The organism is Pseudomonas sp. AC247 (assembly GCF_979258015.1).
This window is the reverse complement of record NZ_OZ409829.1, coordinates 530,278-544,288: the sequence shown is the minus strand read 5'-3', so window position 1 is coordinate 544,288 and position 14,011 is coordinate 530,278. Positions and strand designations below refer to the sequence as shown.

Sequence of the window (14,011 nt, the reverse complement as noted above, 5' to 3'; positions counted from 1 at the left end):
TTTATACAAACATCAGGTGAACTCGAAGGTATCCGCGTCAAGGTTTGCCGGAAAACGCTCGCGATATGCCGCCAACGGTGCAGCCTCCAGAATGGCCTTGAACACACCGTCCGCCTCCCCCGCTGCGAGCAGGGTTTCGCCCTGGAAATCGAGCACCTGACTGTCGCCGGTGTAGGCAAAGCCCTTGCCATCGGTGCCGACCCGGTTCACCGCCGCCACGTAGCAGAGGTTTTCGATGGCACGCGCCGGCAACAGGCGGTTCCAGTGCAGACGACGAGCGCCCGGCCAGTTGGCGGTGTACAACAGCAGATCGGTGTCCTGCGCGTCGCGGCTCCACACCGGGAAGCGCAGGTCGTAACAGATCAGCGGACGAATCCGCCAACCCTTGAGCTCGAACTGCACCTGACGCTCGCCCGGGGTGTAGTGATTGTGTTCGCCGGCCATGCGGAACAAGTGGCGCTTGTCGTAATGCAGCACTTCGCCGTCCGGGCGCGCCCACAGCAGGCGGTTGCGATGACTGCCGTCCGCGGCCTGAATGATCACGCTGCCAGTGATCACGGCGTTGAGTTTCGCCGCCTGCACGCGCAGCCACTTACTGGTCGGGCCGTTCTCGGCTTCGGCCAGGGTTTCTGATTCCATGGAGAAACCGGTGGTGAACATCTCCGGCAGGATGATCAGATCAGCGCCCTGCGCCTGCTCCAGCAGCATTTCGAAATGCTCGAAGTTCGCCTGACGGTCATGCCAGGCCAGGCTGGTCTGGATCAGCGCCAGGTTCAGATCGGGTAACGCACTCAGATCACGCATAGTTTTGCCGCCGCTTCACGCAGCGTCTCCTCGCGTTTGGCGAAGCACAGACGCACCAGGCGCTGGCCTTCGGGTGGGTTCTGGTAGAAGACCGACACGGGAATGCTCGCCACCCCGTGTTCGCGGGTCATCCATATGGTCATCTCGACGTCGTTCAGATCAGGGCGGATTTGCGAGTAATCGACCAGCTGGAAATAGGTGCCGGTGACACGCTTGAAGGTAAAGCGCGACGGCGCGAGCAGGTCGCAGAACAGATCACGTTTGGCCTGATAGAAACCTGGCAGCTCTTCGACGTGTTCCGGGTGCTCGGCCATGTAATCGGCCAGCGCATATTGCAGCGGGGTCACGCCGCAGAAGCTGACGTACTGATGAACTTTGCGCAGCTCGGCGGTCAGTGCTGGTGGCGCGACGACGTAGCCGGTTTTCCAGCCGGTAACGTGGTAAGTCTTGCCGAACGAGCTGACCACGAAGGCGCGTTGGTACAGCTCTTCGTGGGCCAGTACGCTGACGTGGGGCACGCCGTCGAACACCAGGTGTTCATAGACTTCATCGCTGATCAGGTAGATGTCGCGATCGCGGATCAGCCCTGCCAGTTGATCCAGTTCGTCGCGGGTGATCAGGGCGCCGCTCGGGTTGTGCGGGGTGTTGATGACAATCATTTTCGTGCGCGGACTGAGCGCCGCGGCGAGTTTGTCGAAATCGATGGAGAAGTCGTTCGGGTTCAGTTGCACATGCACGCAACGACCGCCCGCCAACTCCGTCGCCGGTGCATAGCTGTCGTAGCACGGATCAAACACGATGACTTCGTCGCCGCTGTGGATAACTGCCTGAATCGCACAGAAGATCGCCTGGGTCGCGCCCGGCGTCACGGTCACTTCGCTGTCGGCATTGACCTGGACGCCATAGCTGCGAGCGATTTTCGCTGCAATCTGTTCGCGCAATACCGGCAGGCCAGTCATCGGCGAATACTGATTGTGGCCACTGGCAATGTGCCGACCGACCGCATCGCGCAACGCCTGCGGGCCGTCAAAATCAGGAAAACCCTGGGACAGGTTGATCGCGCCGGTCTGCGCCGCGAGCTGAGACATCTGCGTGAAAATAGTGATGCCGACATTCGGCAGCTTACTGGTGATCATCGGGGGTTCCCTGCTCAACACCCGGCTCTGACGACGGCGCGGGAGAGCCCGAGGATAGCCCATCCGACGCCCATAAAAAAAGGGCGCTCTGGTGAGCGCCCTTCTTATCGCCGAACCCATGTAGGAGCTGCCGAAGGCTGCGATCTTCTGATCTTGCCTTTAAAGCAAAATCAAAAGATCGCAGCCTGCGGCAGCTCCTACAGAAGCCATTGAGCATTCCCACACCAAGGCAGGAATGGCCACCTCAATCACTTCTTGTCGCGGCGCTTTTTGTCGGCTTTTTTGCTGTGCGACATCATCCGACGCTTCCTGTTGACCTGGCGGTCGGTCAGCGTGTTTTTGTTGCCTTCGTACGGGTTCTCGCCGCCCTTGAACTCGATGCGGATCGGCGTACCGACCAGCTTGAGCACACGACGGTAAGTGTTTTCCAGATAGCGCACATACGACTTCGGCACTTTCTCGATCTGGTTACCGTGGATCACGATGATCGGCGGGTTAGCACCACCCAAGTGGGCGTAACGCAGCTTGATTCGGCGGTTGTTGACCATCGGCGGCGCGTGCTCGCCAACCGCATCTTCCAGAATCTGGGTCAGACGGTTGGTCGGCCAGCGGGTAACCGCCGACTTGAACGAGTTCTGCACCGAAGCGTAGAGGTTACCCACGCCGGTACCGTGCAGTGCCGAGATGAAGTGGATGTCGGCGTAATCAACGAAGAACAGACGACGCTGCAGCTCGACCTTGACGAAGTCGCGCTCGCTCGGCGTCATGCCGTCCCACTTGTTGATCGCGATCACCAGCGCACGACCCGACTCGATGGCGAAGCCGAGCAGGTTGAGGTCGTGATCGACCACGCCTTCACGCGCATCCATCACGAAGATCACCACGTTGGCGTCTTTGATCGCTTGCAGGGTTTTGACCACGGAGAACTTTTCAACTTCTTCGTGGATCTTGCCGCGCTTGCGCACACCGGCGGTGTCGATCAGCGTGTACTTCTCTTCATTCCGCTCGAACGGAATGTAGATACTGTCACGCGTGGTGCCGGGCTGGTCATAAACGATTACCCGGTCTTCACCGAGCATACGGTTGACCAGGGTCGATTTGCCGACGTTCGGACGACCGATGATGGCGATCTTGATGCCGTCTTTTTCGCTTGGGCCAGGAATGCGCTTGGCTTCCTCACCTTCGGCAACGATTTCTTCTTCACCGTCTTCCGGCTCTTCTTCGTCTTTCGGGAAATCACCCAAGGCGATTTCCAGCATCTGGGTGATGCCACGGCCGTGAGCACCGGCGATCGGGATCGCGTGGCCCATGCCCAACGGAGCGAATTCAGCGCGGGCCATTTCCGGATCGATGTTGTCGACCTTGTTGGCAACCACGTAGGAGCGCTTGTTACGTTTGCGCAGGTGTTCGGCGATCATCTGGTCGGCGGCGGTGAAACCGGCCTTGGCATCTACCAGGAACAGCACAACATCTGCTTCTTCAATGGCCAGCAGCGACTGCTCGGCCATTTTTTCGTCCATACCGTGCTCGTCACCGGAGATACCACCGGTGTCGACCAGAATGTAGGAACGCCCTTGCCACTTGGCCTCACCGTACTGGCGATCACGGGTCAGACCGGACAAGTCGCCGACGATGGCGTCGCGAGTCCTGGTCAGGCGGTTGAACAAGGTGGACTTGCCGACGTTCGGTCGGCCCACCAGGGCGATTACGGGAACCATGCGGCTCTCCACTTCGTTATTTCAGAAAATACAAAAGCCGCTGCGAGGCAGCGGCTGGTGCTCGGGGCAACGCCTGTTAGCGCTGCAAGCCCCATGAATCCGGGGCCGCCTGGGGGTTTAACCCCAAGCATAGTTGTTACTTGATGGTCAGGGCTTCCAGTTTGCCGCTGTTGCCATACACATAAATCGTGTCACCCACCACCAGCGGACGGGCACGCAGGCCGTCGCTGTCAATGCGCTCACGGCCGACGAAACGACCGTCAACCTGACTCAACAGGTGCAGATAACCTTCCAGGTCACCCACTGCCACGTAGCTGGAGAACACTTCCGGCGCCGACAGTTGACGGCGAGCCAGCGAATCGTTGCTCCACAATGCTGTGGTGGAACGTTCGTCGACGCCTTCAACAGTGCCCGAGGACAGGCTCACGTAAACGCTGCCGAAACCCTGAGCAATACCAGCGTAGCTCGACGCATCGCGCTGCCAGAGTTGACGACCGCTTTCCAGATCCAGTGCCGCGACGCGACCCTGATAGCTGGCAACGTACAGCGTACCGCCGGACAACAGCAGACCGCCGTCGATGTCGACTACGCGCTCCAGCTCCGAACGACCTTGCGGAATCGCAATGCGTTGTTCCCAAACCGGCACGCCGTTGGAAATGTCCAGAGCGACTACTTTACCGGTCGACAGGCCAGCCACCGCGAGGCGGTTGGTGACCAGCGGTGCACTGGTGCCACGCAGGGTCAGTACGGCCGGAGTGCTGTCATACACCCAACGCTGAGTACCGGTGGAAGCATCCAGACCGATCAGACGATCGTCCTGAGTCTGCACCACCACGACGTCACCGTTGTTGGCCGGTGGCGCAAGAACTTCGCTGTTGACGCGGGCACGCCACTTCTCTTCACCGTTGATGGTGTCCAGAGCAACGACTTCGCCACGCAGGGTGCCGATCAGAACCAGCCCATAACCAACGCCGACAGCGCCGGAGACAGGCAGATCAAGATCCTGCTTCCATTTCACATCGCCATTGCCGCGATCCATGGCCATCACCACGCCGGTTACATCAGCGGCGTAGATGTTGTCACCGTCGATCGCCGGCACCAGCATGTTGTAGGTTTCGCCCTGACCGTCACCGATCGAACGACTCCACTGCTTTTGCAGAACCACTTCTTCTTTGAAGTCGGTCAGTTCAGCCGGTGGCAATTCTTTCTTGCTGTTGCTGCTGCAACCCGCGGCCAGAAGGGCCAGAGCCAGCAATGCTGCATGCTTCCAACGGATCACGTCACGCATCCCCTTTGGCCAGGTCGTCGAGCTTGATTTGAAGGCCACCGACCGCCGCTTCATCCGACAGTGCCGCCTTGGCTTTTTGATACGCCTTGTTCGCGTCATCGGTACGGCCCAACTGCACCAGCAGGTCGCCCTTGAGTTCTTCGCGAGTGGCCAGGAACGCTTTGTCGGCATCACCGTCGAGCAGTTTCAGGGCGTCGTCGGCTTTGTTCTGTGCACCCAACACCTGCGCCAGACGCTGACGAGCGATTTCGCCCAGCGCCGGGTTGGCCGGTTTGTCGACGATGGCTTTCAGCTCGGTGGCGGCGTCATCCAGCTTGCCGCTGTCGACCGCCACTTTAGCCACGAACAGGCTGCCGTACTGCGCGTAGGCCGAACCGGCGAACTCGCTGTTGAGCTTGCCGGCCAGATCCGCAACGCGGGCAGCATCAGGCTTGCCGTCAGGCGTCAGCGTGGTTTCCAGCAGTTGCTGATAGAGCACCGAGGCGCCTTGCGACTGGTTGCCCTGATATTTGTGATAAGCCTGCCAGCCGAACACGATGACCAGCGCCAACAGGCCGCCGGTGACCAGAGGTTTGCCGTTGCGTGTCCACCAGTCCTTCAAATCCGCCAACTGTTCGTCTTCGGTACTCGACACCCCAATACTCCTTAATCGCTAAATCGGCTGTTTAGACAGCTTCAACCCTGCACGACGCAGGTGGCCAGGTGAGCGGCGAGCGCATCCCAGGCAATGCTTTGTTGTTCGCCCTGGCCACGCAGGGGTTTGAAACCTACCACTTGCTGGGCCATTTCGTCGTCACCGAGGATCAGTGCGTACAGCGCACCGCTCTTGTCGGCCTTCTTGAACTGGCTCTTGAAGCTGCCGGCGCCGGCATTGACTTGCAGGCGCAGGTTTGGAAGTTGATCACGAACACGTTCAGCCAGGGCCAGCCCCGCCAGCTCGGCTTCTTCGCCGAATGCGCACAGATAGACATCAACCTGACGGGAGATTTCTTCCGGGATCTGCTCCAGCGTTTCCAGCATCAGCACCAGACGTTCGATGCCCATGGCGAAACCGACGCCGGTGGTTGGTTTGCCGCCCATCTGCTCGACCAGACCGTCGTAACGGCCACCCGCGCAGACAGTGCCCTGAGCGCCGAGCTTGTCGGTGACCCATTCGAAAACGGTTTTGCTGTAGTAATCGAGGCCACGCACCAGCTTCGGATTGAGTACGTACGGAATGCCGACGGCATCCAGACGCGCTTTCAAACCTTCGAAGTGTGCACGCGACTCGTCATCGAGGTAGTCGGCCATCTTCGGCGCATCGACCAGCACCGCTTGAGTGTCGGCATTTTTCGTGTCGAGCACGCGCAGCGGGTTGGTTTTCAGGCGACGCTGGCTGTCTTCGTCGAGTTTGTCGTGGTGCGCCGAGAGGTACTCGACCAGCGCTTCACGATAACGCCCACGGGATTCGCTGGTGCCCAGGCTGTTGAGCTCGAGCTTGACCGCATCACGGATACCCAGCTCGCCCCACAGGCGCCAGGTCATGGTGATCAGCTCGGCGTCGATGTCCGGACCGTCGAGGTTGAACACTTCCAGACCGATCTGGTGGAACTGGCGATAACGGCCTTTCTGCGGACGCTCGTGGCGGAACATCGGGCCGATGTACCAGAGTTTCTGCACCTGGCCACCGCCGGTGATGCCGTGTTCAAGCACCGCACGCACGCACGCCGCGGTGCCTTCCGGACGCAGGGTCAGGGAGTCGCCGTTGCGGTCTTCAAAGGTGTACATCTCTTTTTCGACGATATCGGTCACTTCACCGATCGAGCGCTTGAACAGCTCGGTGAACTCGACGATCGGCATGCGGATCTGCTTGTAACCGTAGTTATCCAGCAGGCGCGCAACGGTGCCCTCGAAATAACGCCACAGGGGAGTCTGTTCGGGCAGGATGTCGTTCATGCCACGAATGGCTTGCAATGACTTGCTCACTTTAAATCCTTAAATTCGTTCGGCTCTTCAGTCAGGGTCAGCCGCGCGCAATTACGGCAGCGTCAGCTTCGACCTTTTCGGCCGCTTTCTGGCGGATCAGCCTTTCCAGCTCGTCCACCAGATTGTCATTCGTCAGTTTCTGCGCCGGCTTGCCGTCGATGTAAATCAGGTTGGGCGTGCCGCCGGTCAAGCCGATATGGGCTTCCTTGGCTTCGCCGGGGCCGTTGACCACACAACCGATCACCGCGACATCCAGCGGCACCAGCAGGTCTTCAAGGCGCCCTTCCAGCTCGTTCATGGTTTTCACCACATCGAAGTTCTGCCGCGAGCAGCTCGGGCAGGCGATGAAGTTGATGCCACGGGAACGCAGATGCAAAGACTTGAGGATGTCGTAACCGACCTTCACTTCCTCGACCGGATCGGCCGCCAGCGAGATGCGGATGGTATCGCCAATCCCTTCGGCGAGCAGCATACCTAGGCCCACGGCGGATTTCACTGTGCCCGAACGCAATCCACCGGCTTCGGTGATGCCCAGGTGCAGCGGCTGGACGATTTCTTTCGCCAGCAAGCGGTAGGCTTCGACGGCCATGAACACGTCGGAGGCCTTCACGCTGACCTTGAAGTCCTGGAAATTCAGGCGTTCGAGGTGCTCAACGTGGCGCAAAGCAGACTCGACCAGCGCGGCCGGGGTCGGCTCGCCGTATTTCTTTTGCAGGTCTTTTTCCAGGGAACCGGCGTTGACGCCGATGCGGATCGGAATGCCGCGATCACGCGCGGCATCGACCACAGCACGAACACGGTCTTCGCGACCGATGTTGCCCGGGTTGATGCGCAGGCAGTCGACGCCCAGTTCGGCTACACGCAGAGCGATTTTGTAGTCGAAGTGGATGTCGGCAACCAGTGGCACTTTGACCAGTTGTTTGATCTTGCCGAACGCCTCGGCGGCGTCCATGTCCGGCACCGAGACGCGAACGATGTCGACGCCAGCGGCTTCCAGACGGTTGATTTGCGCAACAGTGGCGGCAACGTCATTGGTGTCGCTGTTGGTCATGCTCTGCACCGCGATCGGCGCATCGCCGCCCACCGGTACGTTGCCGACCCAGATCTTGCGCGAAACGCGACGTTTGATTGGAGATTCGCCGTGCATGACTTATTGACCCAACTTCAGGCGAGCAGTCTCGCCACTGGTGAACGGAGCAACATCGACCGGCTGGCCGTTGTAGCTGACCTGCGCGCCACGGGCATAGCCCAGGCGTACGGCAAAAGGCGGCTTGCCGGCAACGGCCAGGCTGTCGCCTTTGCGTTTGAGACCACTGAACAATACTTTACCGCTGCCATCGGAGACTTGCGTCCAGCAGTCAGCGACAAATTGCACCGATACCTGGCCTTGGCCGGCAACCGGGGCTGCAGCAGGCGCGGCCGGTGCCACCGGGGCAGTCACGGTCGGAGCGGGCGTGCTCGGCACAGCAGGCGCCGGCGTGGCAGGCGAGGCAACCACGGGGGCAGGCGTATGAGCGGGAGCGGCTGGCGCTGCCGGAGCAACCGGTGCAGCAGGCGCAGACTCGGTGGCTGGAACGGCAGGCTCGGCACCCGTCGATTCCGCCGTGGTTTCGGCTTGCGGCAATGCCAGAGCGGTCGAGCCCTCGGTCTGGTTTTCCGCGACAGCCTGATCTTCCGGCTCGTCGATCGGGTGAATCTGGGTAGTGCCATCAGCCCCTTCGACTTCAACGTGCTCAGGCGCCAGAGACGTCAGGTCCTTGGTGCGCAGCGAGGTCTGATCCTGCCACCAGACGAAACCACCGCCGATGACCGCGATCAGCAACAACAGGCTGACGATACGTAAAATGGTGTGGGAAACCCGTACAGGCTCTTCGATACGGCCGAGGGCGTGGACGTTGCTGCCCTGCGAGTCGGTGCCGGTGGACTGGTCGAATTGCTGAACCAGAACGGTCTGGTCCATGCCGAGCAATTTGGCATAGGCGCGAATGTAACCGCGAGCGAAGGTATGCCCCGGCAGCTTGTCGAAAGCGCCGGCTTCAAGATTGCCCAGAGACGTCACGGTGAGGTTGAGCTTGAGGGCCACTTCGGCCAGCGACCAGCCATTGCTTTCGCGGGCCTGGCGCAGGGTCTCACCGGGGTTAACGCGATTCGCTGCTACAACTTCGGGATGCGCCGCTTTCATCATTGCTCCGACAGGTATTGCTGATATTCCGGCGTACCGGGATAGAGTCGTTTTAGTTGCAGGCCATAACTGGCGGCCTTGTCGCGATCTTCAAACACTTTTGCCAGCCGAACGCCGAGCAATAGACTACGTGCATTTTGTTCGGTAAGCAGGCTGAAACGGTCGTAATAGTCACGCGCGGGCACATAATGCCTGTCTTCGAAGGACAACTCAGCCATTTCCAGCAACGCACGTGGCTGTTGGCGGTTCAGACGCAGCGCCTTTTCCAGCTGTTGCTGTGCCAGATCACGCTGACCGAGCTTCGCTGCCGTCATGCCGAGGTTCTCGAACACACGCGAACGCTCAGGATACAGGGTATCGGCGGCAGCCTGTTCAAAACGCTCGTAGGCTTCTTTATAACGCTGTTCTTCGTAGAGGAAACTGCCGTAATTGTTGAGGATGCGCGCATCGGCAGGACGGGAGGACAAAGCCTTGCGGAAGTGTTCGTCGGCAAGTGCAGGCTCCATTTCAGACTGAAACACCAGCCCGAGGGCCGCGTTGGCATCCGGATCGGAACTGTCCAGTTCCAGGGCCTTTTTCAACGGCACCTTGGCCCGCTCGGTCATGCCTTGCTGCAAGTACCCCAGCCCCAACTGCACGTAGGCAGCCCGCGCTTCATCGCGGCCCTTGCTGGTCTTCATCGGGTTGTAGTCACCCGACAGGACACAACCAGCACACAGGCTGGCCAACAGCAACAGCAGCGCAAAGCGCAGGGACATAGAGATCCTCTCTTAGTTAGTGTTCGCGGCGTTCTGTGCCAGATCGCTGTCGGCGTTCAACTCACGCACGGCGATGTAACGTTCGCTGCGACGGGTGCGATCCAGCACCTGCCCTACCAATTGACCACATGCGGCGTCGATGTCTTCACCACGGGTGGTGCGGACAGTGACGTTGAAACCGGCCTGATGCAACTGATCCTGGAAACGACGGATCGCGTTGTTGCTCGGACGCTCGTACCCGGAGTGCGGGAACGGGTTGAACGGAATCAGGTTGATCTTGCACGGAATGTTTTTCAGCAACTCGACCATCTCGACGGCGTGTTCAACCTTGTCGTTGATGTCTTTGAGCAAGGTGTACTCGATGGTCAGCACGCGTTTTTCGCCCAGGGACGACATGTAGCGCTGGCACGACTCGAGCAGCATCTTAAGCGGATATTTCTTGTTGATCGGCACCAATTGGTTACGCAATGCGTCATTCGGTGCGTGCAGGGACAACGCCAGGGAGACGTCGATGTGCTTGGCCAGCTCATCGATCATCGGCACCACGCCCGAGGTGGACAGGGTCACGCGGCGCTTGGAGATCCCGTAGCCGAGGTCATCCATCATCAGATGCATGGCGGCGACGACGTTGTCGAAGTTCAGCAGCGGCTCACCCATGCCCATCATCACCACGTTGGTGATGGCACGGTCGACGGTTGCCGGGACACTGCCGAAAGATTTGTTGGCAATCCACACCTGACCGATGACTTCGGCGGCGGTGAGGTTGCTATTGAAGCCTTGCTTGCCGGTGGAGCAGAAACTGCAATCCAGGGCACAGCCTGCCTGGGACGAAACGCACAGAGTGCCGCGTTTGCCCTGGGGAATGTACACGGTCTCGACGCAGCTGCCGGACGCCACACGCACCACCCACTTACGGGTGCCATCGGTGGAGATGTCCTCGCTGACCACTTCCGGACCACGGACTTCAGCAATAGCCTTGAGCTTGTCGCGCAAGGCCTTGCTGACGTTCGTCATGGCGTCGAAATCATCGACACCAAAGTGGTGAATCCATTTCATTACCTGACCGGCACGGAAACGCTTCTCCCCGATTGAGTCGAAGAATTTTTCCATTTCCTGTTGAGTCAGACCCAGCAGGTTGGTTTTTACAGTCGATGTAGTCATGGATTCACCTTCACTCTTAAGCCAATGCTTAGCGAGTGGTTACTTCAGTAGCTGCGAAGAAGTACGAGATTTCACGAGCAGCTGCGGCTTCGGAGTCCGAACCGTGAACAGCGTTGGCGTCGATGGAATCAGCGAAGTCAGCGCGGATGGTGCCGGCAGCAGCTTCTTTAGGGTTGGTAGCGCCCATCAGCTCACGGTTCAGAGCGATAGCGTTTTCGCCTTCCAGAACCTGAACAACAACAGGACCGGAGATCATGAAAGCAACCAGGTCGCCGAAGAAACCACGAGCGCTGTGCTCAGCGTAGAAGCCTTCAGCTTCGGCTTTGGACAGTTGCTTCAGTTTCGAAGCTACAACGCGCAGGCCGGCTTTTTCGAAACGAGTGGTGATTTCGCCGATGACGTTTTTTGCAACAGCGTCAGGCTTGATGATGGAGAAAGTGCGTTGAACAGCCATGGTGTAACTCCAGAAACGGTAATTTGCGAAAAATTAAACCCGCGAATTATACGCGGGTTCTTGGGTATTGCCTAACCTGCGAGGACGATCAGTCCAATTCTTCAGCCCAGAGCGTCTGAACCGCTTCCAACACCTTCTCGCCAACTCGACCAGAGGTATTGTCAAAATCAGGCAGCTCTTTGATCCATTGCTGCAGATCGACGAAATTGACAGAAAACGGATCTACACCCGGCTTGGCCTCGGCCAGTTCTTCTGCAATACGTTGAACATCATTCCAACCGTAGCTCATGACAGTCTTACCAGTCAGTGCGGCGCTTCAGCCGCATGGTTAAGCGAATATTTCGGAATCTCGACGGTGATGTCTTCTTCACCGACGATGGCCTGACAGGCCAGGCGCGATTGCGCTTCCAGGCCCCAGGCACGATCGAGGAAGTCTTCTTCCAGCTCGTCAGCCTCTTCCATCGAGTCGAAACCCTCACGGATGATGCAGTGGCAGGTGGTGCAAGCGCAGACGCCGCCGCAGGCGCTTTCCATCTCGATGTGGTGTTCGTGAGCCAGTTCGAGAATCGATGTGCCGGGCGCAGCATCGACCACCATGCCTTCAGGGCAGAACTTCTCGTGGGGCAGAAAAATGACCTGCGGCATCAGATATCCTCGATTTCATTCAGATTGCGCCCCGACAGAGCGGCTTTCACCGTCAGATCCATGCGGCGGGCAGCAAAAGCATCGGTCACTTGCGACAGACGCTTGGTCTGCTGCTCGATGGCGTAACCATCGGTACCTTTCATCAGTTCAGCCAGCTCCTGCAGCTGCAGGTCGATGACCATGCGCTCTTCGGCGTCGAGCAAACGCTCGCCATCAGCCTCCAGAGCGCCCTGCACCGCTTCGATCAGGCGCTGAGCATCGACTTGTTGCTCGCGTAGAACGCGGGCGACTTTATCGTCATTGGCGTGCTGGAACGAATCTTTGAGCATTTTGGCGATTTCGCCGTCGGTCAGGCCGTAGGACGGTTTGACCTGAATGCTCGCCTCAACGCCCGATCCCAGTTCACGGGCTGAAACGCTGAGCAGACCGTCGGCATCGACCTGGAAGGTCACGCGAATTTTCGCTGCACCGGCCACCATTGCTGGAATGCCTCGCAATTCGAAGCGTGCCAGCGAACGGCAGTCACTGATCAGCTCGCGCTCACCCTGCAACACGTGGATCGCCATGGCCGACTGGCCATCTTTGTAGGTCGTGAAATCTTGTGCGCGCGCGACGGGGATGGTGGTGTTGCGCGGAATCACCTTCTCCATCAGGCCACCCATGGTTTCCAACCCCAGGGACAGCGGAATCACATCGAGCAGCAGCAGTTCGCCGCCATCGCGCTTGTTGCCCGCCAGCGTATCGGCCTGGATCGCGGCACCAATGGCCACCACTTGATCCGGATCGATTTCGGTCAAAGGCTGACGACCGAAGGCTTCGGCAACAGCTTCGCGAACACGCGGCACGCGAGTCGAACCGCCAACCATGACCACGGCGTGCACATCTTCCAGCTCTACACCGGAATCACGAACAGCGCGGCGGCAGGCTTTCAGGCTGCGCGCGACCATTGGCTCGATCAGCGCATCAAAGGCTTCGCGGGTCAGCGGCGCTTTCCAGTCGCCGTAGGCCACTTCAACGCTGGCCGAGTCGGTCAGGGCTTCTTTGGCCGCGCAAGCGGTTTGCAGCAGATTACGTTGTGCGCCCGGATCGAGATCGGCGGACAGACCGGCGCTCTCGATGATCCAGCCGGCAATCGCGTGATCGAAGTCATCGCCGCCCAGCGCGCTGTCGCCGCCAGTGGCCAACACTTCAAAAACACCGCCAGTCAGACGCAGAATCGAAATATCGAAAGTACCGCCGCCCAGGTCATAAATGGCAACCAGGCCTTCGGCATGCTGATCCAGACCGTACGCCACAGCGGCCGCCGTCGGCTCATTGAGCAGACGCAGCACGTTCAGACCGGCGAGTTTCGCCGCATCCTTGGTGGCTTGACGCTGAGCATCATCGAAGTAAGCCGGAACGGTGATCACCGCGCCAACCAGTTCGCCACCCAATGTCGCTTCAGCGCGCTGACGCAACACCTTGAGAATATCGGCGGAGACTTCGACCGGGCTTTTCGGGCCTTGCACGGTGTCGATGAACGGCATGTGCGATTCGCCACCGACAAAGCGGTACGGCAACTGGTCGCCCAATTGCTTGACGTCGGAGAGACCACGACCCATCAAGCGCTTGACCGACAGCACAGTGTTCAAAGGATCGGAGGCGGCGGCCAGCTTGGCCGACTCGCCGACTTCGACGCGATCGGCGTGGTAACGCACAGCGGACGGCAGGATGACCTGCCCGTTTGCGTCGGCCAACGGTTCGGAAAGACCACTGCGCAACGCAGCGACCAGCGAATTGGTAGTGCCCAAGTCGATCCCCACAGCCAGACGACGCTGGTGCGGTTGAGGACTTTGGCCGGGTTCGGCGATCTGCAGTAGGGCCATCGTGATCAGGACTTATCTGTATATCAGGCGTGCGA

Annotated in this window: 14 protein-coding genes; all 14 read right to left on the bottom strand. The window is 59.4% G+C overall.

Annotation, left to right across the window (positions count from 1 at the left end; all coding sequences use genetic code 11):
• Positions 1-12: 12 nt before the first annotated feature.
• Complete coding sequence (locus tag ACZZ0B_RS02655) at positions 13-804, bottom strand: amidohydrolase (RefSeq protein ID WP_008082525.1); 792 nt, start codon at positions 802-804, stop codon at positions 13-15.
• A complete protein-coding gene (locus tag ACZZ0B_RS02650) occupies positions 792-1,940 on the bottom strand; it encodes a pyridoxal phosphate-dependent aminotransferase (RefSeq protein ID WP_463544313.1) in 1,149 nt (382 codons plus the stop codon). Before ACZZ0B_RS02650 ends, ACZZ0B_RS02655 begins: the two co-directional genes overlap by 13 nt.
• A gap of 248 nt (positions 1,941-2,188) precedes the next feature.
• Positions 2,189-3,658 carry a ribosome biogenesis GTPase Der gene (gene der, locus ACZZ0B_RS02645; RefSeq protein ID WP_008084638.1) on the bottom strand — a complete coding sequence of 490 codons (1,470 nt, stop codon included), beginning with the start codon at positions 3,656-3,658 and terminating at the stop codon, positions 2,189-2,191.
• 136 nt (positions 3,659-3,794) lie between these two features.
• Positions 3,795-4,946 carry an outer membrane protein assembly factor BamB gene (bamB, locus tag ACZZ0B_RS02640; RefSeq protein WP_463544312.1) on the bottom strand — a complete coding sequence of 384 codons (1,152 nt, stop codon included), beginning with the start codon at positions 4,944-4,946 and terminating at the stop codon, positions 3,795-3,797.
• Positions 4,939-5,580 (bottom strand): YfgM family protein, encoded by a 642-nt coding sequence (locus tag ACZZ0B_RS02635; protein ID WP_008084642.1) that lies wholly within the window; start codon positions 5,578-5,580, stop codon positions 4,939-4,941. The genes bamB and ACZZ0B_RS02635 overlap by 8 nt, the downstream gene beginning before the upstream one ends.
• Positions 5,581-5,621: 41 nt before the next feature.
• The gene (gene hisS / locus ACZZ0B_RS02630) at positions 5,622-6,911 is read right to left on the bottom strand and encodes a histidine--tRNA ligase (protein ID WP_016984369.1); all 1,290 of its coding nucleotides are present in this window, start codon (positions 6,909-6,911) and stop codon (positions 5,622-5,624) included.
• Between the two features lie 37 nt (positions 6,912-6,948).
• Positions 6,949-8,058 carry a flavodoxin-dependent (E)-4-hydroxy-3-methylbut-2-enyl-diphosphate synthase gene (gene ispG / locus ACZZ0B_RS02625; protein WP_008084646.1) on the bottom strand — a complete coding sequence of 370 codons (1,110 nt, stop codon included), beginning with the start codon at positions 8,056-8,058 and terminating at the stop codon, positions 6,949-6,951.
• Between the two features lie 3 nt (positions 8,059-8,061).
• Complete coding sequence (locus tag ACZZ0B_RS02620; protein WP_008084649.1) at positions 8,062-9,093, bottom strand: RodZ domain-containing protein; 1,032 nt, start codon at positions 9,091-9,093, stop codon at positions 8,062-8,064.
• Positions 9,093-9,851 carry a type IV pilus biogenesis/stability protein PilW gene (gene pilW / locus ACZZ0B_RS02615; RefSeq protein ID WP_008084650.1) on the bottom strand — a complete coding sequence of 253 codons (759 nt, stop codon included), beginning with the start codon at positions 9,849-9,851 and terminating at the stop codon, positions 9,093-9,095. The genes ACZZ0B_RS02620 and pilW overlap by 1 nt, the downstream gene beginning before the upstream one ends.
• A gap of 12 nt (positions 9,852-9,863) precedes the next feature.
• Positions 9,864-11,012, bottom strand: coding sequence for a dual-specificity RNA methyltransferase RlmN (rlmN, locus tag ACZZ0B_RS02610; RefSeq protein WP_463544311.1), 1,149 nt, complete (start codon positions 11,010-11,012; stop codon positions 9,864-9,866).
• A 28-nt stretch (positions 11,013-11,040) separates the two neighbouring features.
• On the bottom strand, positions 11,041-11,466 hold the full coding sequence (gene ndk, locus ACZZ0B_RS02605; protein ID WP_007916882.1) for a nucleoside-diphosphate kinase: 426 nt from the start codon (positions 11,464-11,466) through the stop codon (positions 11,041-11,043).
• A gap of 88 nt (positions 11,467-11,554) precedes the next feature.
• A complete protein-coding gene (gene iscX / locus ACZZ0B_RS02600) occupies positions 11,555-11,755 on the bottom strand; it encodes a Fe-S cluster assembly protein IscX (protein ID WP_008084655.1) in 201 nt (66 codons plus the stop codon).
• Between the two features lie 14 nt (positions 11,756-11,769).
• Positions 11,770-12,111, bottom strand: a complete 342-nt coding sequence (gene fdx, locus ACZZ0B_RS02595) for an ISC system 2Fe-2S type ferredoxin (protein WP_064392064.1) — start codon at positions 12,109-12,111, stop codon at positions 11,770-11,772.
• Positions 12,111-13,976 (bottom strand): Fe-S protein assembly chaperone HscA, encoded by a 1,866-nt coding sequence (hscA, locus tag ACZZ0B_RS02590; RefSeq protein ID WP_463544310.1) that lies wholly within the window; start codon positions 13,974-13,976, stop codon positions 12,111-12,113. Before hscA ends, fdx begins: the two co-directional genes overlap by 1 nt.
• Between the last annotated feature and the right edge of the window lie 35 nt (positions 13,977-14,011).

Coding starts and splice junctions, on each gene's coding strand:
- ACZZ0B_RS02650 (WP_463544313.1), bottom strand. CDS start 1,940: ATGATCACCAGTAAGCTGCCGAATGTCGGCATCACTATTTTCACGCAG.
- ACZZ0B_RS02620 (WP_008084649.1), bottom strand. CDS start 9,093: ATGAAAGCGGCGCATCCCGAAGTTGTAGCAGCGAATCGCGTTAACCCC.
- rlmN (WP_463544311.1), bottom strand. CDS start 11,012: ATGACTACATCGACTGTAAAAACCAACCTGCTGGGTCTGACTCAACAG.
- pilW (WP_008084650.1), bottom strand. CDS start 9,851: ATGTCCCTGCGCTTTGCGCTGCTGTTGCTGTTGGCCAGCCTGTGTGCT.
- hscA (WP_463544310.1), bottom strand. CDS start 13,976: ATGGCCCTACTGCAGATCGCCGAACCCGGCCAAAGTCCTCAACCGCAC.
- ispG (WP_008084646.1), bottom strand. CDS start 8,058: ATGCACGGCGAATCTCCAATCAAACGTCGCGTTTCGCGCAAGATCTGG.
- iscX (WP_008084655.1), bottom strand. CDS start 11,755: ATGAGCTACGGTTGGAATGATGTTCAACGTATTGCAGAAGAACTGGCC.
- der (WP_008084638.1), bottom strand. CDS start 3,658: ATGGTTCCCGTAATCGCCCTGGTGGGCCGACCGAACGTCGGCAAGTCC.
- bamB (WP_463544312.1), bottom strand. CDS start 4,946: ATGCGTGACGTGATCCGTTGGAAGCATGCAGCATTGCTGGCTCTGGCC.
- ndk (WP_007916882.1), bottom strand. CDS start 11,466: ATGGCTGTTCAACGCACTTTCTCCATCATCAAGCCTGACGCTGTTGCA.
- ACZZ0B_RS02655 (WP_008082525.1), bottom strand. CDS start 804: ATGCGTGATCTGAGTGCGTTACCCGATCTGAACCTGGCGCTGATCCAG.
- fdx (WP_064392064.1), bottom strand. CDS start 12,111: ATGCCGCAGGTCATTTTTCTGCCCCACGAGAAGTTCTGCCCTGAAGGC.